We start from the raw sequence: 25,660 nt of genomic DNA, 5'->3' as shown, positions 1-25,660 counted from the left end.
GAACCTGCATGGACCTCGTACTCGATCTGCTCGCCACTGTTTCGCGCTGGAGCCGCAGCAATCTTTCGGAAATCGCCCTGGCCCTGGTGGGCTGCCTGCTGGTGCTGTTCGGTGCAGATATCAAAGGCTGGGTCGAGCAACGGGTCGGCAGCATGAGCAGTGCCATTCGTGTGCCATTGATCGCCCTGGCCTGCACCATCGGCAGCGGTGCGGCGCTGATCTACGCCACCCCCTGGGTGGTCAAGGGACTCAGCCAGTTCAATAACTACAGCCTGGCGCCGGTGCTGCTGGTGGTGCTGGTGCTGATCGGGGTGATTGCCGATCGCAAGTGACGCGGCCCGGTTGTATCGACAACTGCTATGATGGCCATCGCCCTGCATGCTTCAAGGACGTCCGACCCATGCCCCATACCATCCTGCTCCACGCCAAGGATTACCCCAGTGCCCCCTGGAAGAACGGCGGCGGTACGACGATGGAAATCGCCCGTGACGCCGGGCAGGCACTCGATGACTTTGGCTGGCGCCTGTCGCTGGCCGATGTGCAAAACAGTGGCGATTTTTCTGTTTTTGCTGGCTATCAACGCATCATCACCGTGCTGCAAGGCGCTGGCATGAGCCTGACCATCGACGGCCAACCCAGCCGCCCGCTGAAAGTCTCCGACCCGCTGGCCTTCAGCGGTGACAGCCAGGTCAGCAGCACCTTGCTGGACGGTCCGATTCGCGACTTCAACCTGATCTACCACCCGCAACGCTACAACGCACGCCTGCACTGGCTGGACGTCATCCAGCCGCAACGGCTGTTCAGCTCAGCCAGCGTGGTGTTGCTGTTCAGTGCCGCGCAACAAGTTGCAATCAGCATCAATGACGGGCTCTGGGAAATTCTCAGCCAACATGACTGCCTGCGCGCCGACAACCGCGGCGGCTTGCTGGAAATCGAACTGCAGGCACCCGGCCCAAGCCGCTGCTGCCTGATCGAGCTGTCTGCTATCGGCGCGCAATAAGCGCGCTTTAACGCTTTACAGGAAATCCCATGACTCACTTCCCGCGCCCGGAATCACCCCGCGCCCTCGCCCTGCTGCGTAATTTTCTGCATTCCGAAGCCGCTGGCGGCATCGTCCTGATGCTCGCTGCACTGGCGGCACTGATCGTCGCCAACAGTCCGCTGGCCGAGCGTTACTTCGCAGCCTTGCATACGGTCTGGCTGGGCTTGTCACTGGAGCTGTGGATCAACGATGGCCTGATGGCGGTGTTCTTCCTGATGGTCGGCCTGGAGATCAAGCGCGAAGTGCTGGCCGGCGGCCTGTCGAGCTGGGAGCAACGCGCCCTGCCCGGCTTTGCCGCGGCTGGCGGCATGCTGGTGCCGGCGCTGGTTTATCTGGCAGTGAACTGGGGCAACCCGCAAACCCTCAGTGGCTGGGCGATCCCGGCGGCGACCGACATCGCCTTCGCGCTGGGCGTGCTGTCGTTGCTGGGCAAACGGGTGCCGACTTCGCTGAAAGTTTTTCTGGCCGCGCTGGCGATCCTCGATGACCTGGGTGCGGTGACCATCATCGCCCTGTTCTACAGCTCGGGCCTGAACATCCCCATGCTGCTCGCGGCATTCGCCACGCTGGCGGTGCTGGCGATCATGAACCGCCTGCAGGTCAAACGCCTGCTGCCCTACCTGCTGCTGGGCGTATTGCTGTGGGTGTTCGTGCTCAAGTCCGGCGTGCATGCCACGCTGGCGGGTGTGGCGCTGGCACTGTGCATCCCGCTGGGCAGCGAGAAGGACGAAAGCCAGTCGCCGTTATTGCTGCTCGAAGAGAAGCTGCACGGCTGGGTGGCGTTCGCCATCGTGCCGATCTTCGGCTTTGCCAATGCCGGTGTATCGCTGGCGGGGATCAGCGCCGACAACCTGGTCGACCCGGTGCCGCTGGGGGTGGCGCTGGGGTTATTCGTCGGCAAGCAGGTCGGCGTGTTCCTCGCGGCCGGGCTGGCGATCCGCGCCGGGCTGGCCGTCTTGCCGCAGGGTAGCAACTGGCTGCAGGTGTATGGTGTGGCGGTACTGTGTGGCATCGGTTTCACCATGAGCCTGTTCATCGGCAACCTGGCCTTCCCCGGTGCGCCGCATCTGGTCGATGAAGTAAAAGTCGGCGTGCTGATCGGCTCGGGGCTGTCGGCCGTGCTCGGCATGCTGCTGTTGCGGGCCGCACCGCAGCGAAGCTGACACGCTTTTCACCTGCGCCTGACCATCGTGCTACGTCAGGCTCATTAATGTAGTGCTCATGAACCACTGGAGAGTGTCATGAGCACGCCATCAAGCATTGAACCAGGCCTTGACCATCATGCGGTCGGCCATCATCTGACTGTTGCGTATACCAGCCTGTCCACACGCCTGGTGCGGTGGCGTGAAGAACAACTTGCGCGCAAGGCTCTGCACTGGGCTGACGATCCAGGACTGGTGCTCGATTTACCCTGTGATGCCGGGCGTTTCTGGCAGGTACTGGCAGAAAAAACCTCACGCATCATCGTCGCCGCCGACCAGAGTGCCGACACCATCCACGCGGCCTGTAGCAGCCACGAGCCAGCGTTGGTACAGCGCATCATGCCCTTGCAGACCACCGTGCTGGACATCGACCTGCCGGACAACTGTGTTGACTGCATCTTCTGCATGGATCTGTTCGCGCAGGTGCGCGACTCGATGCTGCGAATGGAGCTGCTGCAGGAATTCCATCGCGTCACCCGCGAGACCGTGATTGTCTCGGTCTGCATCGACGGCAACCTGTCGGCCTGGCAGCAACGCTTTTTCCCTGACCGCGAGGCAGAAGCCGACGATTACGTTGCCATGCCCGGCGCCCGGATCGAACAAGAGTTTCGCGCAGCAGGTTTTCACATCCTGCAACGCCTGGATTTCGCCCCGCTGCTGTCGATGCGCAGCGTGTACATACTGCAAAAAGAGCATGCCGACGGCGCGTGATGTTTTTTTCACAAGCACTTCACCGACCCGGTACCTGCGGGTTCTTAAAGTGCGGCCAGCCTCGCTGACGCGCAACCGCGCCAGCTCACAATCATCAGTGCGGAGCACCCCGTGGCCCTGACCCTCGACACCCCCCTGACCCCATCGCTCGCGCCCCGCAGCCTGTTGCGCAAACTCGCCCGCAGCGCTGCCTTTGCGATACTGCTGATCATGACTGCAGCCGCTGGCTGGTACCTGAGCCTCAATCGGGTCACCGACCTTGGCAAAGATAATCAACTGGTCAAATCCGGGGCCCTTGCCCAATGGCAGCAAGGCAATGTAATCGTGCTGATTCGCCATGCCGAGCGTTGCGACCAGTCCAGCAACGCTTGCCTGGGTCCGCCCGACGGCATCACCCTGGCCGGCACCCAGCTGGCTCAGGGTGTGGGCATTGGCCTTGAGAAGCTGGGCCTGGTCGATGCCCAGGTGCTGGCCAGCCCATTGACCCGCACCCGCCAGACCGCCTCGTTCATCTTTGGCCGGGAAATTCCCACCGCCAGCTGGGTCGGGAACTGCGACGCCGGGTTTGCTGGCAGCCTGATGACCCAAAAAACCCGCCATCGCAATATGGTGCTGGTGACCCACAGCGGCTGTATCGACCACCTGCTGCGCAAACTCCACGTGCAGCCAGGCGAGCGCGATAGCGATTACACCGAAGCGCTGCTGGTGTCAGTCAATGGTCAGGGCAAACCACACCTGCTGGGTTCGATGAAAGCTGACCAGTGGCAAAAGCTGTCCGTATTCCAGGAGTGAGCCATGCCCGCCCGCCACCCTTCGCTGAGCATCTCGGTGCTACTGGCCGTATTGACGTTCCTGGCCTTCGACCTTACCGACCTGGACCAGGCCATCAGTAATCTGTTTTACGACCCGGCCACACAGACCTTCGTGTTCGAACACAACCTGCTGTTCGAACGCATTACCCATCAATGGGCGCGGGCGATTCCAGGCTTGTTCACCAGTGCGGCAATCGTTGCGCTGCTGCTGGCGGGTGCCTGGTGGCTGCTAAACCGCCGCCCCGATAACCGCGTGCTGCGTCTGACCCGTAAAACACGCCTGGCCGCAGTGCTGGAATGGTCGCACCGTCATGCTCGCGACAGTCTGTATTTCCTGTTCGCTTTCGCTCTGAGTGCAACGGCCGTCCATTACCTCAAAAGCCACACCAGCGTGTACTGCCCGGTGGAAACCACCCTGTATGGCGGCAAGCAGCAGCACTACCTGTGGTTTGCCAACTTCAGCCTGTTCGATAAGGCCGGCCCCGGTCGCTGCTGGCCGGGTGGCCATGCCAGCGGGGCGTTCAGCCTGATGGCGTTGTACTTCATTGCCCGGCGGTATCAGTGGCAACACGCACGCAAGGTCCTGATCACAACCCTGGCGCTGGGCCTGGTATTCGGTACCACCCGGGTGCTGCAGGGCTGGCACTACCTGTCACACACCTTCTGGGCCGGGCTGGTGGTGTGGTGGTGTTGCGCACTCATGGCCCGCAGCGTTTATCGTCAAATCCCGGATGAGCAGCGCCCGCCAGCGCTTGAATCACTGCCAACCCAACAGCATTAGCCAGCCGAAAAATATTTTTTCGCCACTGCATCCAGATCGTCTCCCCGCGGGTAGTACTTCATAGCAGCCCTTGAGTTGCTGAGCGCGGTTCAACTTTCTGGAGATTTCTGCATGAACGCAAAACGCTTGCTCTGCCTGGCCGGAACCACTCTGGCGCTGACTTGCCTCGCACCGGGCGCCTTCGCCCAGTCCGATCTGCCCGAAAGCGTGCGGGTGCCGGCCGGCAACAAGGTCAGCCTGCACACCACCGGCGTCGGTGAGATCACCTACGAATGCAAGGTCAAAGCCAATGCCGCCAACGAGCTGGAATGGACCTTCGTCGGCCCCAAGGCGGTACTCAACGACAAAAGCGGCAAGGCGGTCGGCAGCTACTACGGCCCGCCCGCCACCTGGGAAGCCAAAGACGGCTCGAAACTGACCGGCACCCAAGTCGCCGTCGCGCCATCGAGCGCGGGCAACCTGCCTTATCAACTGGTCAAGGCCAACCCGGCTGAAGGCAAAGGCACCCTGACCGGCACCACCTATATCCAGCGCGTGGCGCTCAAGGGCGGCGTGGCCCCGGCCAAAGCCTGCAACGAGAGCAACAAGGGCGCCAAGGAAGTGGTCAAGTACCAGGCCGATTATGTTTTCTGGGCTGCCAACTAACCGCCAGCCGGTGTGGTCTATGCTGCTGCACTGGCAGCCTCGTTCGAGGTCGCAGTAATCCTCAGATGGTGGATCGACTTTGACCTCGTACGAATCGCAGTTTGATTATCAAGCCGCCCTGCAGGCCTGCGCGCGTGGCGAGCGTGGGGCCTTGCAGCGCCTTTATCATCAGGAAAGCGCCCGCTTGCTGGGCGTTGTCCTGCGCATCGTGCGTGACCGCGCGCAGGCAGAAGATATCGTGCATGACGCGTTCATCAGAATCTGGGCTCAGGCCCACCGGTTCGATCCGCAGCGTGGTTCGGCCCGTGGCTGGATCTTTACCCTGACCCGCCGTCTGGCGCTTAACCATATCCGCAACAGCGCGCGTGAAGTGGCGCTGGAGGAAGATCAAGTGCATGGCCTGGCGGCACAGGAGGCTGAAGCGTTCGACTGGCAGGTCAATCCGGGACGCCTCCAGCATTGTCTGGAACAGCTCGACCCGGTGCGGCGCAACTGTATCTGTCACGCCTATGTCGACGGCTACACCCACCAACAGATCGCCCGGCAGGTCGGCGCGCCGCTGGGCACCGTCAAGGCCTGGATCAAGCGCAGCCTGGCGGCCTTGCGGGAGTGCCTGGGATGACTTCAACTGCTGATCGCGATCTTCATGAGCTGGCTGGCGAATATGTGCTCGGCACCCTGTCTGCCAGCGAACGGGCCGAGGTCGAACAGCGCCTGGCGGTCGAGCCGGATTTGCAAGCCGCGGTCGATGCCTGGGAAGCCCGGCTGCTGCCATTGACCGAACTGTGCGAGCCGGTACAGCCATCTGCCGGACTGTGGTCGCGCATCGAACAGTCGCTGGCCGAACCGCTGCGCAGTGCCGAGCGCGCCCGGCGCTGGTGGGACAGCCTGGGGCTGTGGCGCGGCCTGGCCGGTGCCGGGCTGGCGGCCTCGCTGGTGCTGGGCAGCCTGCTGCTGATGCAGCCACCGCTCAGCCAGCCCTCGTATGTGGTGGTGCTGGTCGCACCGCAAGACAAGGCGCCGGGCTGGGTGGTGCAGACCCGCGACAGCCGCCAGATCCAGTTGATTCCGCTGAGCGTCAGTGAAGTCCCCAGCGACAAGGCGCTGGAGTTCTGGACCAAGGGCGATGACTGGCAAGGCCCGGTCTCGCTGGGCCTGGTCAAACCTGGCCAGACGCTGCATGTACCGCTCGACAAACTGCCGCCACTGCAACCCAACCAGTTGTTCGAGCTGACCCTGGAAAGCGCCAACGGCTCATCGACCGGCAAACCGACCGGGCCGATCCAGTTCATTGGGCGGGCAGTAAAAGTGATCTGAGCAATCGCGCAAAACGCTTACGGCATTCTTGCCGTAGAATGGCGGGCTTGCCTGTCAGGGGCAGTTTTTTGCGCACAGCTGTGCAGTCACTTGCCACACCAGTAATGAATTGGACCAGAAATGACGTCAACAGATGGTTTGAAACGTGGGTTATCCGCCCGCCATATCCGCTTCATGGCCCTGGGCTCTGCCATCGGCACAGGGCTGTTCTATGGCTCGGCGGCCGCCATCCAGCAAGCCGGCCCGGCGGTACTGCTGGCCTACCTGATCGGTGGTGCGGCGGTGTTCATGGTCATGCGCGCACTGGGTGAAATGGCCGTTCATGACCCGGTATCCGGCTCGTTCAGCCACTACGCCAGCCGCTATCTGGGCCCGTTGCCAGGCTTTGTGCTGGGTTGGACTTATGCCTTCGAGATGATCATCGTCTGCCTTGCCGACGTGACCGCATTCGGTATCTACATGGGCTTCTGGTTCCCGGAGGTGCCGCGCTGGATCTGGGTGTTGTCGATTGTGTTCTTCATCGGCGCGCTGAACCTGTGCAACGTCAAGGTGTTCGGTGAGGCCGAGTTCTGGCTGTCATTGCTCAAGGTCAGCGCCATCATCGGCATGATCGTCGGCGGCGCGGGGATCATGCTGTTCGGTATCGGTAGTGCGACCGGCGGTGAGGTGTCCACCGGGATCAGCAACCTGTGGGAACACGGCGGCTTCATGCCCAATGGCGTGGCCGGGCTGATTGCCTCGCTGGCAGTGGTGATGTTCGCCTTCGGCGGCATCGAGATCATCGGCATCACCGCCGGTGAAGCAAAGGACCCGAAACGCAGCCTGCCGCAGGCGATCAACGCGGTGCCGCTGCGGATCCTGCTGTTCTACGTGCTGACGCTGTTTGTGGTGATGTGCCTGTTCCCGTGGCCGCAGATCGGCACCCAAGGCAGTCCGTTCGTGCAGATTTTCAATAATCTGGGTATGCCTGCGGCAGCCACGGTGTTGAATATCGTGGTGATTTCGGCTGCAGTGTCGGCGATCAACAGCGATATTTTCGGTGCCGGACGGATGATGTACGGCATGGCCAAAGAAGGTCAGGCGCCAGAGAGCTTCGCCAAGCTGTCGAAACAGGGCGTGCCGTGGATGACGGTGCTGGTGATGGGGATCACCTTGCTGGGTGGTGTGGTGCTCAATTACCTGATTCCCAAGGATGTATTCCTGCTTATCGCGTCGCTGGCGACGTTCGCCACGGTCTGGGTATGGCTGATGATTCTGCTCACTCAAGTGGCCATGCGGCGTTCGATGAGTGCCGATGAGGTCAGCAAGCTGCAGTTCCGGGTGCCGTTCTGGCCTTGGGGTCCGGCGGCGGCGATTGTGTTCATGGTGTTCATCTTTGGTGTATTGGGCTGGTTCCCGAACAGCCGTGCGGCGCTGCTGGTAGGTGCGGTATGGGTGGTGTTGCTGGTGCTGGCTTATTACATCTGGGTACAGCCGAACACGGATGCCGGGAAAGACAAAACCCTGTAGGAGCGGCCGGGCTTTGATCCGCTTCGGCCGCGAAGGCCTTGCCCAGCAAGCTGGCTCCCACCGGGGTATGCAGCCAGGGCTACGTTGTAGCTGTAAGTCTGCGATTGCATAGCGTGTCATTAGAACCTGCTCATTTTTTGAGCAACCGTAATCCGTTGAACACCACCAGCAAGCTGACGCCCATGTCGGCGAACACGGCCATCCACATAGTGGCCATGCCGGTGAAGGTGATTGCCAGGAAGATCAGTTTGGTCACCAGTGCCAGGGCAATGTTCTGGCGCAGAATGGCTGAGGTGTCGCGGGACAGGCGGATGAAAGCCGGGATCTTGCGCAGGTCGTCGTCCATCAGCGCGACATCGGCGGTTTCGATGGCGGTGTCGGTGCCGGCGGCGGCCATGGCGAAGCCGATTTCGGCACGCGCCAGGGCCGGGGCGTCGTTGATGCCGTCGCCGACCATGCCGACCCGGTGCTGGTTGGCGTACAGCGCTTCAATGGCTTGCAGTTTGTCGGCCGGCAGCAGGTTGCCGCGGGCCTGGTCGATGCCGACCTGATCGGCAATCGCCCTGGCGGTGTGCGGGTTGTCACCGGTGAGCATCAGGGTCTTGATGCCCAGCTCATGCAGTTGCGCAATGGCTTCGCGGCTGCTGTCCTTGACCGTGTCGGCCACCGCGAACAACGCCAGCGGGCCGTTTTCGTCGAGCAGCAGCACGACGGTCTTGCCTTGGGATTCCAGTGCATCGAGTTGCGCTTCCAGCTCGGTTGAGCACAGCCCCAGTTCCTCTACCAGGCGGTGATTGCCCAGGTGATAGCGACGACCGTCGATGTCCCCGGCCACGCCACGACCGCCCAGCGCTTCGAAGTTGCTGACTTCGGCCAGTGCCTGACTGCTATCGGCAGCCTGGGCGATGGCCAGTGACACGGGGTGGTCTGAGCGTGCCGCCAGGCTGGCGGCAATGGTTGGTGCGTTGCTGACCCGGCTGTCGAGTACCACACAGTCGGTCTGCACCGGCTTGCCATGGGTCAGGGTGCCGGTCTTGTCCAGAGCCAGGTAGTCGATCTGCCGGCCCATCTCCAGGTACACCCCGCCCTTGATCAGGATGCCTTTGCGCGCCGCCGCCGCCAGACCGCTGACAATACTCACCGGAGTGGAAATCACCAGTGCGCAAGGGCAGGCCACCACCAGCAGGACCAACGCGCGGTAGATCCAGTCGAACCACGCGCCGGCCAGGAACAACGGTGCGATCAGTGCCACTGCCAACGCGGTGAGGAACACGGCCGGGGTGTAGATACGCGAGAACTGGTCAACGAAACGCTGGGTCGGCGCACGGGCGCCTTGCGCTTGTTCGACGGCATGGATGATCCGTGCCAGGGTCGACTGACTGGCCGCAGCCGTCACCCGGTACTCCAAAGAACCTGCCTGGTTGATGGTGCCAGCGAACAGTTTGTCGCCCACGGTCTTTTCCACCGGCAGGCTTTCGCCGGTAATCGGCGCCTGATCGATGGTCGATTGCCCGCTGACCACTTCGCCGTCCAGGGCGATGCGCTCGCCGGGCCGCACCCGCAGTAACGCTCCAGGCTCGATAGCCTTGGCTTCTAGCTCCAGCCAACTGCCATCGGCCTGCTGCACGGTGGCGGTTTCCGGAGTCAGTTGCATCAGACTGCTGATGGCGTTGCGCGCCCGGTCCAGCGAGCGCGCTTCGATCAGTTCGGCCACGGTAAACAGGAACATCACCATGGCTGCTTCCGGCCATTGGCCGATCAGCACCGCGCCGGTAACCGCGATGCTCATCAGCGCATTGATGTTCAGATTGAGGTTTTTCAGGGCAATCCAGCCCTTTTTATAGGTGCCCAGGCCACAACTGAGGATCGACACCAGCGCCAGCACGATCACCAGCCACTCCGGCCCTGCGCTGAAATGCACCAGCTCTGCGCCCAGCGCAGTCAGGCCCGACACGGTCAGCAGCTTCCAGGCGCTTTTTTTCGCTACCGGGGCAGCCTCTGCGCCCTCTTCGAGCGGCTGGGCCTGCATGCCCAGCGAGCCAATCGCGTCACGAATTGCGGCGGTGTCGGGCAACACATGCCAGACCCCGAGACGACGCTGCAGCAGATTGAATTCCAGCTTGTGAATCCCGTCCATTTTGCCCAGACGATCCTGAATCAGGGTCTGTTCGGTGGGGCAGTCCATCTGCTCGATGCTGAACTGGCTCAATCGCGCCTCACCGTCTGCCGCCGCGACAAAGGTCACTTGCGCCGCTGCCGCAGCACCACCACAGCAGCTATGGGCGTGAGTGGGTTGCTCAGGTTGGTGATCGTCATGTTTATGCACAGGTGTAAGCCGGGTGATCTGCCCCATGGGTCCATCCTCCAAATCAAGATATTGCCAAGTGAACACCCTGTAGCCACTATAGGGTCAAGCCCCTGCGCGGAATCCTGCTCATGAAAATCGGTGAACTGGCCAAACTGACCGACACCCAGGTCGAAACCGTCCGCTATTACGAACGCGAAGGCCTGTTGCCTGTGCCGTCGCGTACCGAAGGCAATTACCGGCTGTACACCCAGGCCCACGTCGAGCGCCTGAGCTTCATCCGCAATTGCCGCAGCCTGGACATGACCCTGGATGAAATCCGGCGCCTGCTGAACCTGCGCGACAGCCCGCAGGATCAGTGCGAGAGCGTCAACGCCCTGATCGACGAGCACATCGCCCACGTCGACGCACGGGTCGCCAGCCTGCAGGCGCTGCAACAACAGTTGCGTAACCTGCGCCAGCGCTGCAACGACAACGACCCGGATCACTGCGCGATTCTTGATCGGCTTGAGGTCACCGGCGCAGTGGCTGCGCCCGAGGGCGAGCCGTCGCATGTCGGCAGAAGCCACGGTCACTAGGTCACTAGGTGATACATTAGCGCCCCGCGACACAGCCAGGACCGTTCATGCCGAAGAAAGCTGCCCCCTCCACCAACCTGACCCTGATCGACGTCGCCAAGGTGGCCGGCGTATCGCCGATCACCGTGTCGCGGGCCTTGAGCCGTCCGGAGGTGGTCAGCGAGCAGACCCGGCAGAAGGTCATGGCAGCGGTGCGCCAGACCGGCTATGTGTCGAACATGCTGGCTGGCAGCCTGGCCAGCAACAAGAGCCGGCTGGTCGCCATCTTCCTGCCGACCATGGCCAACTCGATCTTTGCCGATACGGTGCAGGCTCTGATGGAACGTCTGGCCCAGGCCGGCTACCAGACTTTGCTGGGTTTGACCGGCTACTCTGCCGAGCAGGAAGAGAAACTCCTGGAAGCGATTCTCGGCCGCCGCCCGGATGGCATCGTCCTCACCGGCACCCTGCACACCGAATCCAGCCGCCTGCGCCTGGCTCAATCGGGCATTCCGGTGGTGGAAGCCTGGGACCTGGCGGACGATCCGCTGGATATGCTGGTGGGCTTCTCCCATGAGCGGGTCGGCGAGGCCATTGCCCAACACCTGCTCGGCAAGGGCTACCGGCGCTTTTCCGTCATCAGCCTGGGCGATCCACGGGGTGTGCGGCGTTGCCAGAGCGTGATCGACGAGCTTGGTCGGCACGGCATCGACGCTGTGCCGCTGCAAGTCATGACCCCGCCGGCGACCCTGAAAACCGGCCGCGACGGCCTGCAACAGTTGCTGGAGCAAGGGCCACTGCCGGAAGTGGTGGTGTGCAGTTCCGACACCATCGCCCAAGGTGTGCTGGCCGAAGCCGCCAGCCGTGGCCTGCGCGTGCCGCAAGACCTGGCAGTGATGGGGTTTGGTGACCTGAGCGCCGCCGCCCAGGTCTATCCGGCGCTGTCGACGGTCAGCGTCGACGGCCAATTAATCGGCCAGAAAGTCGCGCAAGCCCTGCTCGAACGCTTTAATAACGCTGATAACGTCGGCGATCCGGTGCGTATTGATACAGGTTTCAAGTTAATCGAACGCCAAACCACCTGAACTTTGGTTTTTTGCAAAAGCGACGAACGCACCCTTGAATGATTGCGCAATCATTGTATGCTTCGCTCATCAGGTGTTCCGCATGTCCGGGTGCCTGTTTTTTTGACTAACAAATGATTGCGCAATCATATTCAGCAATCACGGTGCAGTGGAGCCAGGCGGCACCCCACATTCAACGCCTCATCACAATAAGGAAGACAATAAAAGTGAGCCAATCAGCCCCCCCGGTAGCCAGGACCAACGTCCGCTACCTGATCCTGGCGATGATCTTCATCGTCACCGTGTTCAACTACGTAGACCGCGCCACGCTGTCCATCGCCGCCCCCGCCATGCGCAATGAGCTGGGCTTCGACGCGCTGACCATGGGCATCGCGTTTTCGGCGTTTGGCTGGGCCTACACCAGCATGCAGATTCCCGGCGGGATCATCCTCGACCGTTACGGTTCGCGTCTGGTGCTGGGCGTCAGCCTGATCCTGTGGTCGACCCTGACCTTCTTGCAGGGTTACGTCGACCTGTTCAGCTCGGCTTTCGTCGCGCTGTTCGTGCTGCGCTTTCTGATGGGCATGGCTGAGTCGCCGGCCTTCCCGGCCAACAACCGCCTCACGGTGATGTGGTTCCCGCGCAACGAGCGCGGCCTGGCCACGGCGATTTTCCAGTCGGCGCAGTATTTCGCCCTGGCTGCCTTCACCCCGCTGATGGTGCTGCTGCTCAGCAGCTTTGGCTGGCAACACGTGTTTTTCTGGACCGGCGGGGCCGGCATCCTGATCGGCCTGCTGTGGTTCAAGATGGTTCATGAGCCGCGCAAGGACAAACGGGTCAACAGCGCCGAAATCGACTACATCGAAGCCGGTGGCGGCATGCCCAATATCGGCGACACCAAAACGGCGTTCAGTTGGCAGCGCGCCAAGGCCATTGGCGCCAATCGGATGATGCTCGGCGTGTATCTGGGACAGTTCTGCCTAACCTCGATCACCTGGTTCTTCCTCACCTGGTTTCCGACTTATCTGGTCGAAGCCAAGGGCATGACCATGCTCAAGGTCGGTCTGGTGGCGGCCATCCCGCCGCTGGCGGGCTTTATCGGCGGCATGGTCGGCGGCGTCTGGTCAGACTGGATGCTCAAGAAAGGCTTTAGCCTCACCGCCGCACGCAAGACCCCGATCATCTGCGGCTTGCTGCTGTCGAGCAGCATCGTGGTCGCCAACTACACCCAGTCAGTGACGGTGGTCATTCTGGTGATGTCGATCGCCTTTTTCGCCAAAGGGGTCGGCAATCTGGGCTGGTGCATCGTCGGCGATGTCTCGCCCAAACAAGCCATGGGCATCAGCGGCGCGATGTTCAACTTCTGCGGCAACATCGCCAGCATCGTGACTCCCATCGCCATCGGCCTGCTGGTCAGCAAGGGCTCGTTCGACATGGCCCTGGTCTATGTCGCCGCCATGGGCCTGCTTGGCGCCTTTGCCTATCTGTTTATCGTCGGCCCGCTCAAGCGCATGGAACTCGACGAATCCGCCCAGCCTGCTGAACCCAGCCACAAGCCGGCCGAGTCCGCCGCGCTCAAGCCATAAAAGTTGTCCACACCCTCAAGGAGAGCGACATGACCGTACAACAACCAGACCGCCCATCCGCCGACCACGACCAGATTGCCTGGATCAAGGTGTCGTCGGTCTTCCTGCCGCTGGCCAACCCGATCAGCGATGCCAAGGTACTCACCGGTCGGCAGAAGCCGATGACTGAAATCGCCATGCTGTTTGTCGAGGTCCAGACCAAAGATGGCCACAGCGGCCTGGGGTTCAGCTATTCCAAGCGTGCCGGCGGCCCAGGCCAGTTTGCCCACGCCCAGGAAATCGCCCCGGCGCTGATCGGCGAGAACCCCAGCGATATCGCCAAGTTGTGGACAAAACTCTGCTGGGCCGGTGCTTCGGTAGGCCGCAGCGGCCTGTCGACCCAAGCCATCGGCGCCTTCGATGTCGCGTTGTGGGACCTCAAAGCCAAGCGCGCCAACCTGTCGCTGGCCCGCTTGCTCGGCGCCCAACGTGACTCGGTGCGCTGCTACAACACCTCAGGCGGCTTTTTGCACACGCCGCTGGAGCAACTGCTGAAAAACACTGAGCTGTCGCGGGAAAAGGGCATCGGCGGCATCAAGCTCAAGGTCGGCCAACCCGATTGCGCGGTGGATATCCAGCGGGTCAGCACAGTGCGCAAACAGCTTGGGGATAACTTCCCGTTGATGGTCGACGCCAACCAGCAGTGGGACCGCCCGACCGCACAACGCATGTGCCGACAGTTCGAGGCCTACAACCTGGTGTGGATCGAAGAGCCGCTCGATTGCTATGACGCCGAAGGCCACGCCGCCCTTGCCCAGCAGTTCGATACGCCGATCGCGACCGGCGAAATGCTCACCAGCGTGGCCGAGCACGCCGAATTCATCAAACTGCGCGGCGCTGACTATCTGATGCCTGACGCGCCGCGGGTCGGCGGTATCACACCGTTCCTCAAGGTCGCGGCCATGGCCGAACAGGCCGGGGTGATGCTGGCCCCGCACTTTGCCATGGAGCTGCATGTGCACCTGGCAGCCACTTACCCGACCGAACCGTGGGTCGAGCACTTCGAATGGCTGGAGCCGCTGTTCAACGAACGTCTGGAAACCCGCGACGGACGCATGCGGGTGCCGACCCGCCCCGGCTTGGGCCTGTCGTTGAGTGAACGAGTTGCCGGCTGGACGGCGCAAAGCGTGGAAATCGGCCAACGGCCGTAATGCTTGCAGAAGCAAAGGGGCTGGCACACTCGCAGCATCGATTGCGAATGTGCCGCTGTCTTTGCTGGCAAGCCAGTCCCTACAGTTTCATCCCCACCGCCAGCCGGTTGAAAGCATTCATCAGCGACACGGCAAAGGTCAGGTCGGAAATCTCGGCACTTGAAAAGTGCGCTTGCAGAGGCTCGTACAGCTCATCGGGCGCGCCCTTGTCACTGACGTAGGTGAGGGTTTCCGCCCAGGCCAGGGCCGCACGTTCACGCGCATCGAACAGCTCACTGATGCGCCAGCCGGCCAGGCAATCGAGCTTGTTCTGCGCCACACCACTGTCGCGCAGGGTCTGCGAGTGCTTGCCCAGGCAAAACGCGCAGCCGTTGATCTGCGAAACCCGCAGAAACACCAGCTCTACCAGCGGCAGGCCCAGCGGCCCTTCGACCAGCGCTTTGTTAGTGGCCAACAGGCCCTGATAGGCCGCTGGTGAGAGGGTGGAAAACGGCAGTCTGAGTTGGCTCATGGTTTAGCTCCTGTACAAGAAATGATCAAAGTTGCCTGAACAGCGGTTCCAGCCGTAGCCGGGTACGCGCTTCATGCAGGGCCTGCTCGACGGCTTCAGCGCCAAACACCAGGCCTTGCAAATAGCTGAAATGCACATCGAACAGCCCCAGGGTGTTGAGCACATGGCGCAAGTAGGACGTCAGAAAGTCCGGCTGCCTGGCGCGCTCGCCCTGATGAAAACCGCCGGAGCCGACCAGTACATACACCGGGCGGTCCTTGAGCAGCCCGGTCTTGCCATCGGGACCTGCGCTGAAGGTGCGGTGAATGCGCAGCACGTAATCGATCCACAGCTTGAGCGCCGCCGGCACGGTGAAGTTGTGCATCGGGGTGGCGATCAGCAGCACATCGCTGTTTTCCAGTTCACCAATCAATGCTTCGGACAGTTCGAACAATGGCGCGTCGAACGGCGTGACCGTGGTCAGCGCCTGGGCGTAGTCGGCGGACAGCGGCGGCAATGGGTCGCGTCCCAGATCGCGCTCAAGCCGTTCGATATCCACCTGCTGGTGACCCAAACTGGCCAGCAGTTCTTCAGCCAGACGATGGGCGTGGGAATCCTGGCCCATGGGGCTGGCGTTGATGAGCAGAACCCGCTTCATAGCGTACCCCCGGCCCGCAGGCGCTGGGTAAAGTGCATACCGCTCGCCAGCAGCCCCTGGCGGAAGTAGAAGCGCTGAGCCAAGGCCATGTGCAGGCCGGTATCCAGCACAAAATGATCGCAGCCCAGCTGCCGGGCCTGCTGGCGAACCTGATCGAGCAGTTGCCCTCCCAGCCCGCTGCGCTGTAACGCCGGGCTGATCAGCAGATCATCGACATACACGAAGCGGCCATACAGCAGGTTTTCCAGCTCACGGTAACCGGCCAGCCCGACAATCTGTGCATCCTGCATCGCGGCCAGCAACCGATAGCCCTGGCCGGCCTGCCGTTGCAGTTGCGCGACATAGGCGTCAGCGTTGTCCAGGTGCGGGCGTAGCACACGCATCAGCCCGAAACTGGCCGCCAAGGCCTGAGGGTCTTCAAGGTGCAAGAAGGTGCAGTTCATCGCGGTCACTCGTGATGTTCAGAAGATGGCTTACTCTAGGCCGCGAATGGCTTAAGCTACAGGGCCGAAAAATGATTAAACGACTAGGCCATGTCACACGCCTTCGAACCGGACCGCAATCAGCCTGAGCCGATCTATCGCCAGCTGTATCAGCGTTTTCGCCAATCCATCGCCGATGGCCGCCTGCGCCCCGGCGAGCGGGTGCCGGCGGTACGCGCCCTGGCGGCAGAGCTGAACCTGGCCAGAGGCACGGTCGAGGCGGCTTATCAGTTGCTGATTGGCGAAGGCTACCTGCTGGCCAGAGGCGCCGCCGGGACCATCGTCAGCCCGCAACTGCCAGCGCTGACGATGCCAAATCTGGCTATGCCAACCAGCACCAGCACTTACCTGTCGAACCACAGTGGCGGCCTGCCAATGCCCTTGCAGATGGGCGTACCGGCCCTGGATGCCTTCCCGCGCAAGCTCTGGACCCGGCTGGCCGGCCGGCAACTGCGCCGCAGCGGTCTGGAAGGCCTGGTCTACCCCGACCCGCAGGGCCACGGGCCGCTACGCGCGGCCATTGCCACTTATCTGGGGATATCCCGCGGCATCGCCTGCCGGCCGGAACAGGTGTTCGTCTGCGCCGGGTATCGCGCTTGCCTGGACCTGATCAGCCATACCCTGATGCGCGCCGGTGACCGTTGCTGGCTGGAAGAGCCGGGCTACTTCATGGCCCGTCATGCGTTGCTGGAAGCTGGCGCGCAACTGATACCCGTGCCGGTGGATGAGCACGGTCTGGATGTCGCCCAAGGCATCGCCCGGGCCCCCGACGCCCGTTTCGCGGTGGTCACCCCGACCCACCAAAGCCCGCTGGGCGTGTCCCTCAGCCTGCCGCGCCGCCTGGCGCTGTTGGACTGGGCCAACCGCAATGGTAGCTGGATCATCGAGGACGACTACGACAGCGAATACCGCTATCAAGGCAAACCGCTACCCGCCCTCAAGAGCCTCGACCAGCAAGGCCGGGTGCTGTACACCGGCACCTTCAGCAAAGTGCTGTTTCCCGGACTGCGCCTGGCCTACCTGGTGGTGCCCGCAGAACAGGCCGCCACCTTCGCCTGCCAGGCCGACCGCCTGCACAACCACTGCCCGCTGCTGCAACAGGCCACGGTTTGTGAGTTTCTTGTTGAAGGCCATTTCGCCCGGCACCTGAACAAAATGCGCCGGCTGTATGCACGTCGGCGGCAGTGGCTGGTCGAGGCATTGCAGACCGCGTGCGGCGAAAAATTGCAGATCGACACCCAGGCTGGCGGCATGCACGTGCTGGCGCGACTGCGCGAAGGTAACGACGTGGCGATTGCTGAGCAGGCCCAGCAGGCCGGGATTGCCGTCCAGCCACTGTCGCAGTGGTGTCTGGAGGATGAAGGCCGGCAAGGACTGATGCTGGGCTTTACCAACGTGGCCAGTGCCGAACAGGCGGCGGCACTGGCGCAGCGGTTGGTGGGGTCGTTTTAAGAGCAATACTCTTCGGATAGTCACTACACAACCGATGGGAGTTGGCTTGCCGACGAAAAATGCAGCACACTCGCAGCAGAAGCCGTGACTTTACAGGCCTCTTCACGAGCAAGCTCGTTCCCACAAAGATTTGTGGCGCCTAATCGAACAGTACGGGCCACTTGCACGACTCTAAGAATCACCCCCGGCTCAGTTGCTCCATCTGGGATCCCTCGCCGCAGACACCCAGAGACCATCGGCGTCGCTAAATTCTATAAAATGAGAAAGTTCGATTCTGACACGGCCAGTCGTGACGTGAGAATGGAGCCATCAAGTAGTCAGGGATTGCTGGCATGTCACGTTTCAAGGCGCCGCCTCAGGCGATACCGGTTGAGTTCGACCATCACGAAGATTTCAATATCGCCCACCCCAACACGGGCCTGGAGTCCTGGGGATTGTTGACATCCTCCCCGGCCTGAAGGCCAGAGATTCCTACGGCGCTCAGGCGCGGCATCGAGCCGCCCCCGAGTCGCTTCGGTGGGTTCCTGCTGCTGGCGCCATGATCTCTGCGCTCACTTCACAGGCTAACCGGGCGTGTCCCGCCCTTAGTACATTGATCGCGCCGACCACATCGGCGTTGCCTTCAAAACCACATCCCACGCACCTGAACAGGGCTTGCGTCTGGCGGTTGGCCGCCGACACATGGCCGCAACACGGGCACGTGCGGCTGGTATTTTGCGGCGGCACGGCAATCAGCCAGCCGCCGCGCCACGCCAGCTTGTAGTCCAGTTGGCGACGGAACTCGAACCAGCCCTGATCGAGGATGGCCCTGTTCAGGCCAGACTTGGCCCGAACGTTTCTTCCCGGTGCCTCTGCCGTGCCTGCCGCCGACCTGGACATATTGCGTACCTGCAAGTCCTCGATACACACCATCGCGTGGTTTTGGCTGATCGTGGTGGAGCACTTGTGCAGGTAGTCGCGCCGGGCATTGCCGATTCGGGAATGAATTCGCTGGACGCGGGCTTTCGCCTTGTTCCAGTTGCGGCTGAATCTGACCTTACGGCTCATCGCCTGCTGCGCTTTGCACAGCGCGGTTTCATGGCGTTTGAAGCTGTTCAGTGGTGCGTAGAACGAGCCATCCGAAAGCGTGGCGAACCGGGCAATGCCCATGTCGATGCCGACTGCCGCACCCTGTGCCGTGGGCTGCTCATCGACCTCGCGTTCGGTCTGGATACTCACGAACCACTTGCCACACGACTGGCTCACGGTGATGTTCTTCACCGTGCCAGGCACCTCGCGGCTGTTGCGGTAGCGCAGCCAGCCCAGCTTGGGCAAGAACAGGCGGCTGTTGGTCTGGTCGAGCTTGATCTGTTTCGGGTCGGGATAGCGGAAACTGTCGCGCTGCCCCTTCTTCTTGAACCGGGGAAAGTCGGCTCGTCTGGCGAAGAAGTTGGTGTAGGCCCGCTCCAGATCCTTGAGGCTCTGTTGCAATGGGTGAACAGGCGCATCGGCCAGCCATGCGGTTTGCGGGCTATGGCGCCACTCGGTCAGCAACTTGCACAGGCCCGCATAGCCGAGCTTGTTCTCGCCTTGCTCGTGGCGCTCCTTCTGCAACGCCAGCGCCTTGTTGAAGACGAAGCGACAGGAGCCGGCAAAGCGGCGCATTTGCCGCTCCTGTCGGCCGTCTGGCATGAGCTCGTACTTGAAGGCTTGAAGTCGTTGCATGCTGCTCTTGAGCCATGAGCAATGAAGACGACATTAGGCGCGGACGGCACGGTGTTTTCAAGGTGCATGCCCATGGGGTCTTTGTAACGAAATACCGCCGTAGAAGTGCTATTGTGTCGCTATGTTACTGCGCATCATCCTGTGGCGGTGCGTACATCGAACAGCAGCAGACACCCCACTGCAACCAGGGACGGCTACGCCGTCCGCGCTATCCTTCACCGCCCTGAACGGCGGGCTTGTCGCGCCCCGATGGTCAGTTGCTGCAACAGCCTGGCGGGGAGATCTATCTTAGGGCGGGCAAGCACATAGGGCCTCACAAGGGCTTCGGTATACGCCACATCTGGCAAGAACGTGGGCATGACCTCGTGAAGTGGGGCTACCCAACGGTCTATGACGTTCCGCGCTTTGTATCTGACATCATCGTGCATGGCACAAACATCGTTTGTGAGTTCGACTCGATGAAGGGGAACGAGCGCCTGATCGTGCTTCGGGGTCGCAGGGGGTGTGCTGTATTGGCTGCCTGGCCTATTGGCGATGACCAGCTCTATTACAGCGTGGTGACGGCTTATCGTAACCGCACGCCGAACGGGAAAGCCGTGGGAGTGATCGAGGGTTTACAAGTGCCAGAAACGTCAAAAGCGCCAGAAGGCGCCTTTGACTGAGATAATGCGCGGGATGGTAGTCGCAGCGCTTGCTTAGCTAGCCCAAAGGGCTGGGTCACATGCCAACAGACCGAGGTCTGATGCCGCTACCACACGGATGGCGTCTCCGTGCAATCCACACTCCAGATCCAATTTCGCCTGATGATCTCGGAGCCCTGCTCTTATTTCCCGCACGGCCACTATAGCGTCACGACCCGAGTGATACAAGGTGAATCCCATTGTGGAAAGTGAGGATTAACCATTTCAGATGAAGCGTAGGCCCGCGATGCCGGGCCTAAGACCATTTCATCTGAGGCCCGACTCGCCTGGAAAGCACCTGCGTCAGAACTCAATGCTACGGTGATTCACGCACGGGCCATCAGGCCGCCTGCGTAAACGCAAAGCCGGCGTGATCCGCCAGAACCGTATACCCGAATGATCCGGGGTGGGTCAGTTTTAAGTTGGCGTTGATGCAAGGCTGGCGCAGGCCCTACACCGCCATCGGCGCCGTCAACGGCGCATGGTGCTGGTAGCCTTCAAGAGTAAAGTCAGACGGCTCGATCAGTTCCAGCCACTCGGGCTGGTACACGCCGGTCTTGGCAAAGTCCGGCACACGGTCGGAGATCACCAGTTTCGGCAGCGCGTACGGCTCGCGGCTGAGCTGCTCGTTGAGCATGTCCAGGTGGTTCTCGTACACATGGGCGTCGCCGATGAAGTAGGTGAACCAGCGCGGTGTGTAGCCGGTCAGGCGGCCAATCAGGCTCAGCAGCGCAGCGCCCTCGGCCAGGTTGAAGGGCGTGCCCAGACCCAGGTCATTGGAGCGGATGTAAAGGGTCAGGGAGATTTCCCGGGTCTGCGGGTTGGGGTGCAACTGGTACAGCAGATGGCACGGCGGCAGGGCCATTTCGTCCAGCTGGGCGCAGTTCCAGCCGTGGAACAGAATGCGGCGGCTGCCGGGGTCGTTGATGATGGTGTCGACACACTGACGGATCTGGTCGATGGCCTTGTACAGCACCACGAACGGTTGGCCGTCCTCTTCGGACTCGGCGATCTGCCGGTAGCCCTGGGCCAGGGTCCGCTCGATGGCGGCGCTGTTGCTGGCGGCGATGCGCTTGTAGGCCGGCCATTTGCGCCACTGCACGCCGTAAATCTCGCCCAGGTCGTCTTCACCCTGGCGGAACGGGTTGTTCAGCCATTGGGCATTTTCGTTGGCATTCTGATCCCAGACCTTGCAGCCCAGCGCGCGGAACTCGGCAGCGTTGTTCACCCCGCGCAGGAAACCGACCATCTCGCCGATGGCGGCCTTGAATGCCAGGCGCCGGGTGGTGATCGCCGGGAAACCTTCCTGCAGGTCAAAACGCAGCATCGCGCCGGGGAAGCTGATGGTATTCACCCCGGTACGGTTGGCCTGCAAGGTCCCGTGTTTGATCACGTGGGCGACGAGTTCCAGATATTGCTTCATAAATCACCTGCTTGAATGAACACGCCGGGCAACCAGGCCCGGCGTTTCAGTATTAGACGTCTGCCTTGTGGGCCGCCGGGGCGCGCTTGTAGGCCAGCCAGATCATGACGGCGCCTGCGATGATCATCGGCAGGCTGAGGATCTGCCCCATGGTGACCCAGCCCCAGGCCAGATAGCCCAGTTGCGCGTCGGGCATACGCACGAATTCGACGATAAAGCGGAAGATGCCGTAGAACATGGCGAACATGCCGGACACCGCCATGGTCGGACGTGGCTTGCGGATATACAGGTTGAGGATGATGAACAGCGCCACACCCTCCAGCGCGAACTGGTACAACTGTGACGGATGGCGCGCCAGTTGGGCCGGGTCGCTGAACGGCGGGAAGACCATGGCCCACGGTACGTCGGTCGCCTTGCCCCACAGTTCGGCGTTGATGAAGTTACCGATACGCCCGGCCCCCAGGCCGATCGGCACCACCGGTGCGACGAAGTCCATCAACTGGAAAAAGGTCTTGCCGTTGCGCTTGCCAAACCACCAGGCCGCGATCATCACGCCGATGAAGCCGCCATGAAAGGCCATGCCGCCTTTCCACACTTCGAAAATCAGCAGCGGGTTGGCCAGGTAGGTCGACAGATCGTAGAACAGCACGTAACCCAGCCGCCCACCGACAATCACGCCCATGGCCAGCCAGAAAATCAGGTCGGAGACTTTTTCTTTGGTCCAGCTCGGGTCGAACGCATTGACCCGACGCAACAGCAGCCACCAGGCGCCGCCGATACCAACCAGATACATCAAACCGTACCAGTGAATTTGCAGCGGTCCGAGGGATACCGCTACCGGGTCAATCTGCGGGTAAGGCAGCATTGCGACTCCTTGGTGAGATGCCGTTCTGGCAACTTAATAAGCCGGGCATGTTACCGGAGCATGGCGTGACGCTCTAGCCGCGACCGTCTGAAGATGGCTACAGTTTCATCTTCCAAAGGAGCGACGTATGTGTCTGATTGTGTTCGCCTGGCGCCCCGGCCACGCGCAGCCATTGATTGTAGCCGCCAACCGTGACGAATTTTATGCCCGCCCTGCCCGGCCACTGGCGGTATGGGAAGCTACCGACGGGATTCATGCCGGCCGCGACCTGGAGGCCGGCGGGACCTGGCTGGGCATAACGGCAAACGGGCGGTTTGCCGCGCTGACCAATATCCGCGACCCCGACCAGCCATTGGGCCATCGCTCGCGGGGCGAACTGGTTGCAGATTATCTGGCCGGCAGCCAGTCGCCTGCGCAGTATCTGGCTGATGTCGCGGCGCGTGCCGGGCAATACAGTGGCTTCAATCTGCTGGCTGGCACGCTCGACGAGTTGCACTACCTGAACTCGCAAGAGGCGCAGCCTGTATGTCTGCAAGCGGGGGTCTACGGGTTATCCAATGCCCGGCTGGATACACCCTGGCCCAAGCTGCGCAAGGCTCGGGCGGCGCTGGAGGGCAATCTGCATGACCCCCAGCCAGAACGACTGCTGAAATTACTGGCCGATGCCGAACCCGCGCCGCAGGCTCAATTGCCGGACACCGGGGTTGGCTTGCAGACGGAAATCTTGCTGTCGAGCGTGTTTATCACCAGCGGTAACTATGGGACACGGGCGAGTACCGTACTGATCGTTAGCGCGGATGGGCAACAACGGATAATCGAGCGCAGTTTCGGGCCGTTTGGTGCGAGGTTGGGCGATGTGGATATCAGCGTGTAGGCGCTGCGCAGGGTCAATGACCTTTGACCGAGCCCGGATTGAGCATGCGACCCAGTCCCTGATTGCGCAGAGCCAGCTGCAACGAGCTGCTGATGACCTGCGGGTTGTCGTTCTGCATCAGTTGCGCCAGCAGCTCCTGGGCTTTGCTCTGTTGCACCTGACGCAGCATCCACTTGACCTTGGGCAGGTTGGTGGCGTTCATCGACAAGCTGTCAAAGCCCATCGCCATCAAGAGCACCGCCGCTGCCGGGTCGCCAGCCATTTCACCGCAGATACTCACGGTCTTGCCTTCGGCATGAGCGTCACGCACGACGCTTTGCAGGGCTTGCAGGACCGCCGGGTGCAGGTAGTCATAGAGGTCAGCCACCCGCGGGTTGTTACGGTCTACCGCCAGCAGGTATTGAGTCAGGTCGTTGGAGCCCACCGAAAGGAAGTCCACCTGGCGCGCCAGATCACGAGCTTGATAAACCGCTGCCGGCACTTCAATCATCACCCCGACCGGCGGCATCGGCACGTCAGCGCCTTCGTCGCGCACCTCGCCCCAGGCGCGGTGGATCAGGTGCAACGCCTCTTCCACTTCGTGGGTGCTGGAAATCATCGGCAGCAGGATGCGCAGGTTGTTCAGGCCCTCGCTGGCCTTGAGCATGGCGCGGGTCTGGACCAGGAAGATTTCCGGATGGTCGAGGGTGACGCGGATGCCGCGCCAGCCCAGGAACGGGTTCTCTTCCTTGATCGGGAAGTAGGACAGCGCCTTGTCACCGCCGATATCCAGGCTGCGCATGGTCACCGGCAACGGGTGGAAGGCTGATAGCTGTTCGCGGTAGATCGCCAGCTGTTCTTTCTCGCTGGGGAAGCGCTGGTTGATCATGAACGGCACTTCGGTGCGGTACAGCCCGACGCCTTCGGCGCCACGCTGCTGGGCACGGGCCACATCGGCCAGCAGACCGGTGTTGACCCACAGCGGCATGCGGTGGCCATCGAGGGTCACGCAAGGCAGCTCGCGCAGGCCGTCGAGGTCTTGGGACAGCTGGCGCTCTTCTTCGACCACCACGCTGAACTGTTTGCGCAGGATATCGCTGGGGTTGGTGTAAACCTCACCATGGTGGCCATCGACGATCAGGTCGATACCGTCGACTTTCGAATACGGGAAGTCGACCAGGCCCATGACCGTGGGAATGCCCATGGCCCGCGCCAGAATCGCCACATGGGAGTTACCCGAGCCCATGACCGAGACCAGACCGACCAGTTTGCCCTCGGGCACTTCACCGAGCATGGCCGGGGTCAGTTCTTCACTGACCAGAATGGTGTTGTCGGGGTAGACCAGCGCCTGTTGCCGCGCTTCTTGCAGGTAGGCCAGCAGACGCCGGCCCAGATCCTTGACGTCCGAGGCGCGCTCGCGCAGATAGGCGTCGTCCATCAGCTCGAAGCGGTTGACGTGCTCGGTGACCACCGCACGCAAGGCGCCTTGTGCCCACTGGCCGGTCTTGATGATATTGGTCACTTCACTGCCCAGCGCAGCGTCGTCGAGCATCATCAGGTAGACGTCGAACAGCGCCCGCTCTTCAGGGCGCAGCTGGGTGGCCAGCTTGGCCGACAGGGTGCGCATGTCGTTACGCACGCCTTCGAGGGCGTTCTGGAACAGTGCCAGCTCGGCATCGATGTCGGTGACGGTCTTGTCCGGCACGACATCAAGGTCTGCCGGCGGCAGCCTGACCAGCGCCACGCCGACGGCAGCGCCGGGCGAACCGGCGACACCGACGAACTTGGCTTCCTGAATACCTTTGCCCTGACGGCCCAGACCACGAATCGAGCCGGTGGCTTCAGCATGGGCGATAACCCCGGCCAGCTGCGCGCTCATGGTGACCAGGAAGGCTTCTTCGCCTTCGTCGAACTGGCGACGCTCCTTTTGCTGGATCACCAGCACCCCGACCACACGCCGGTGGTGGATGATCGGTGCGCCGAGGAATGAGGCGTAACGCTCTTCGCCGGTCTCGGCAAAGTAGCGGTAACGGGGGTGAGCAGCGGCGTCTTCGAGGTTCAGCGGCTCTTCCCGGGTACCGACCAGGCCGACCAGACCTTCGTTGGGGGCCATGCTGACCTTGCCGATGGAGCGCTTGTTGAGGCCTTCGGAGGCCATCAGTACAAAGCGGTTGGTCTCCGGATCAAGCAGGTAGACCGAACAGACCTGGCTGCCCATGGCCTCCTTGACACGCAACACAATAATGCCCAACGCCGCCTTGAGATCCTTGGCGGAGTTAACTTCCTGGACGATCTTGCGCAGCGTATTGAGCATGGCTCGGGGTCGAACTCC

The 25,660-nt window shown here is 61.9% G+C and carries 26 protein-coding genes and 1 pseudogene; 19 read left to right on the top strand and 8 right to left on the bottom strand.

The annotated features are described in order from the left end of the window. Positions 1 to 8: 8 nt before the first annotated feature. From NJC40_RS07175 to NJC40_RS07130, 10 genes are all read left to right on the top strand, one after another. On the top strand, positions 9 to 332 hold the full coding sequence (locus NJC40_RS07175) for a DUF3392 domain-containing protein (RefSeq protein WP_045485905.1): 324 nt from the start codon (positions 9 to 11) through the stop codon (positions 330 to 332). Positions 333 to 400: 68 nt separating this feature from the next. Beyond that, complete coding sequence (locus tag NJC40_RS07170) at positions 401 to 1,000, top strand: HutD/Ves family protein (protein ID WP_253140736.1); 600 nt, start codon at positions 401 to 403, stop codon at positions 998 to 1,000. A 29-nt stretch (positions 1,001 to 1,029) separates the two neighbouring features. After that, positions 1,030 to 2,205 (top strand): Na+/H+ antiporter NhaA, encoded by a 1,176-nt coding sequence (gene nhaA, locus NJC40_RS07165; protein ID WP_253140735.1) that lies wholly within the window; start codon positions 1,030 to 1,032, stop codon positions 2,203 to 2,205. Positions 2,206 to 2,283: 78 nt separating this feature from the next. Continuing rightward, positions 2,284 to 2,955: a class I SAM-dependent methyltransferase gene (locus NJC40_RS07160; protein WP_253140734.1), complete on the top strand. Its 672-nt coding sequence runs from the start codon at positions 2,284 to 2,286 to the stop codon at positions 2,953 to 2,955. A gap of 111 nt (positions 2,956 to 3,066) precedes the next feature. Beyond that, positions 3,067 to 3,747, top strand: coding sequence for a lipopolysaccharide core heptose(II)-phosphate phosphatase PmrG (pmrG, locus tag NJC40_RS07155; RefSeq protein WP_253140733.1), 681 nt, complete (start codon positions 3,067 to 3,069; stop codon positions 3,745 to 3,747). Between the two features lie 3 nt (positions 3,748 to 3,750). After that, complete coding sequence (locus NJC40_RS07150; protein ID WP_253140732.1) at positions 3,751 to 4,548, top strand: phosphatase PAP2 family protein; 798 nt, start codon at positions 3,751 to 3,753, stop codon at positions 4,546 to 4,548. A 111-nt stretch (positions 4,549 to 4,659) separates the two neighbouring features. Continuing rightward, the gene (locus NJC40_RS07145) at positions 4,660 to 5,193 is read left to right on the top strand and encodes a DUF3455 domain-containing protein (protein ID WP_253140731.1); all 534 of its coding nucleotides are present in this window, start codon (positions 4,660 to 4,662) and stop codon (positions 5,191 to 5,193) included. Between the two features lie 79 nt (positions 5,194 to 5,272). Then, entirely contained in the window at positions 5,273 to 5,815 is a 543-nt protein-coding gene (locus NJC40_RS07140; protein ID WP_253140730.1) for a sigma-70 family RNA polymerase sigma factor, read from the top strand. Continuing rightward, on the top strand, positions 5,812 to 6,510 hold the full coding sequence (locus tag NJC40_RS07135) for an anti-sigma factor (protein WP_253111894.1): 699 nt from the start codon (positions 5,812 to 5,814) through the stop codon (positions 6,508 to 6,510). The genes NJC40_RS07140 and NJC40_RS07135 overlap by 4 nt, the downstream gene beginning before the upstream one ends. 120 nt (positions 6,511 to 6,630) lie before the next feature. Then, on the top strand, positions 6,631 to 8,019 hold the full coding sequence (locus tag NJC40_RS07130) for an amino acid permease (protein WP_253140729.1): 1,389 nt from the start codon (positions 6,631 to 6,633) through the stop codon (positions 8,017 to 8,019). A gap of 130 nt (positions 8,020 to 8,149) precedes the next feature. Here the strand turns inward: NJC40_RS07130 and NJC40_RS07125 are convergent, their stop codons facing one another. Further along, entirely contained in the window at positions 8,150 to 10,372 is a 2,223-nt protein-coding gene (locus NJC40_RS07125; RefSeq protein WP_253140728.1) for a heavy metal translocating P-type ATPase, read from the bottom strand. An 83-nt stretch (positions 10,373 to 10,455) separates the two neighbouring features. Here NJC40_RS07125 and cadR point away from each other — a divergent pair, with 83 nt between their 5' ends. From cadR to NJC40_RS07105, 4 genes are all read left to right on the top strand, one after another. Continuing rightward, on the top strand, positions 10,456 to 10,902 hold the full coding sequence (cadR, locus tag NJC40_RS07120; protein WP_045485879.1) for a Cd(II)/Pb(II)-responsive transcriptional regulator: 447 nt from the start codon (positions 10,456 to 10,458) through the stop codon (positions 10,900 to 10,902). 47 nt (positions 10,903 to 10,949) lie between these two features. Continuing rightward, entirely contained in the window at positions 10,950 to 11,966 is a 1,017-nt protein-coding gene (locus NJC40_RS07115; protein WP_253140727.1) for a LacI family DNA-binding transcriptional regulator, read from the top strand. A 263-nt stretch (positions 11,967 to 12,229) separates the two neighbouring features. Next, positions 12,230 to 13,531 carry an MFS transporter gene (locus NJC40_RS07110; protein ID WP_045494102.1) on the top strand — a complete coding sequence of 434 codons (1,302 nt, stop codon included), beginning with the start codon at positions 12,230 to 12,232 and terminating at the stop codon, positions 13,529 to 13,531. 29 nt (positions 13,532 to 13,560) lie between these two features. Further along, positions 13,561 to 14,721 carry an L-talarate/galactarate dehydratase gene (locus NJC40_RS07105; RefSeq protein WP_253140726.1) on the top strand — a complete coding sequence of 387 codons (1,161 nt, stop codon included), beginning with the start codon at positions 13,561 to 13,563 and terminating at the stop codon, positions 14,719 to 14,721. Between the two features lie 79 nt (positions 14,722 to 14,800). On the opposite strand, the gene NJC40_RS07100 is transcribed toward NJC40_RS07105, so the two are convergent. The 3 genes from NJC40_RS07100 to NJC40_RS07090 are packed head-to-tail and all read right to left on the bottom strand — an operon-like array spanning position 14,801 to position 16,312. Then, on the bottom strand, positions 14,801 to 15,232 hold the full coding sequence (locus NJC40_RS07100; protein ID WP_045485871.1) for a carboxymuconolactone decarboxylase family protein: 432 nt from the start codon (positions 15,230 to 15,232) through the stop codon (positions 14,801 to 14,803). A 25-nt stretch (positions 15,233 to 15,257) separates the two neighbouring features. Beyond that, a complete protein-coding gene (locus tag NJC40_RS07095; RefSeq protein WP_253140725.1) occupies positions 15,258 to 15,869 on the bottom strand; it encodes an FMN-dependent NADH-azoreductase in 612 nt (203 codons plus the stop codon). Continuing rightward, positions 15,866 to 16,312 carry a GNAT family N-acetyltransferase gene (locus tag NJC40_RS07090; protein ID WP_045485865.1) on the bottom strand — a complete coding sequence of 149 codons (447 nt, stop codon included), beginning with the start codon at positions 16,310 to 16,312 and terminating at the stop codon, positions 15,866 to 15,868. The genes NJC40_RS07095 and NJC40_RS07090 overlap by 4 nt, the downstream gene beginning before the upstream one ends. Before the next feature lie 90 nt (positions 16,313 to 16,402). Between NJC40_RS07090 and pdxR the strand changes: the two genes are divergently transcribed. After that, positions 16,403 to 17,803 carry a MocR-like pyridoxine biosynthesis transcription factor PdxR gene (gene pdxR, locus NJC40_RS07085; RefSeq protein WP_253140724.1) on the top strand — a complete coding sequence of 467 codons (1,401 nt, stop codon included), beginning with the start codon at positions 16,403 to 16,405 and terminating at the stop codon, positions 17,801 to 17,803. A gap of 332 nt (positions 17,804 to 18,135) precedes the next feature. Next, positions 18,136 to 18,261 carry a hypothetical protein gene (locus NJC40_RS07080; protein WP_257107400.1) on the top strand — a complete coding sequence of 42 codons (126 nt, stop codon included), beginning with the start codon at positions 18,136 to 18,138 and terminating at the stop codon, positions 18,259 to 18,261. Between the two features lie 22 nt (positions 18,262 to 18,283). Here the strand turns inward: NJC40_RS07080 and NJC40_RS07075 are convergent, their stop codons facing one another. Next, on the bottom strand, positions 18,284 to 19,507 hold the full coding sequence (locus NJC40_RS07075) for an RNA-guided endonuclease InsQ/TnpB family protein (protein WP_253140723.1): 1,224 nt from the start codon (positions 19,505 to 19,507) through the stop codon (positions 18,284 to 18,286). Positions 19,508 to 19,521: 14 nt separating this feature from the next. On the opposite strand from NJC40_RS07075, the pseudogene NJC40_RS07070 reads away from it, so the two are divergent. Then, positions 19,522 to 19,614: pseudogene (locus tag NJC40_RS07070) on the top strand (IS200/IS605 family transposase); the annotation flags it as partial. 129 nt (positions 19,615 to 19,743) lie between these two features. Then, positions 19,744 to 20,169: a hypothetical protein gene (locus tag NJC40_RS07065; RefSeq protein ID WP_253141537.1), complete on the top strand. Its 426-nt coding sequence runs from the start codon at positions 19,744 to 19,746 to the stop codon at positions 20,167 to 20,169. A 469-nt stretch (positions 20,170 to 20,638) separates the two neighbouring features. On the opposite strand, the gene NJC40_RS07060 is transcribed toward NJC40_RS07065, so the two are convergent. Together NJC40_RS07060 and lgt are read right to left on the bottom strand one after the other, a co-directional pair. Further along, a complete protein-coding gene (locus NJC40_RS07060) occupies positions 20,639 to 21,610 on the bottom strand; it encodes a thymidylate synthase (protein ID WP_253141535.1) in 972 nt (323 codons plus the stop codon). 52 nt (positions 21,611 to 21,662) lie between these two features. Further along, positions 21,663 to 22,475 (bottom strand): prolipoprotein diacylglyceryl transferase, encoded by an 813-nt coding sequence (lgt, locus tag NJC40_RS07055; protein WP_253141534.1) that lies wholly within the window; start codon positions 22,473 to 22,475, stop codon positions 21,663 to 21,665. A 127-nt stretch (positions 22,476 to 22,602) separates the two neighbouring features. Between lgt and NJC40_RS07050 the strand changes: the two genes are divergently transcribed. Beyond that, positions 22,603 to 23,349: an NRDE family protein gene (locus NJC40_RS07050; protein WP_045485853.1), complete on the top strand. Its 747-nt coding sequence runs from the start codon at positions 22,603 to 22,605 to the stop codon at positions 23,347 to 23,349. Between the two features lie 13 nt (positions 23,350 to 23,362). Here the strand turns inward: NJC40_RS07050 and ptsP are convergent, their stop codons facing one another. Further along, complete coding sequence (gene ptsP / locus NJC40_RS07045; protein ID WP_045485850.1) at positions 23,363 to 25,642, bottom strand: phosphoenolpyruvate--protein phosphotransferase; 2,280 nt, start codon at positions 25,640 to 25,642, stop codon at positions 23,363 to 23,365. Positions 25,643 to 25,660 lie beyond the last annotated feature (18 nt).

It is taken from the genome of Pseudomonas sp. 21LCFQ02 (genome assembly GCF_024129895.2).
Lineage (GTDB): Bacteria > Pseudomonadota > Gammaproteobacteria > Pseudomonadales > Pseudomonadaceae > Aquipseudomonas.
This window is presented reverse-complemented; position numbering and strand designations above follow the sequence as displayed.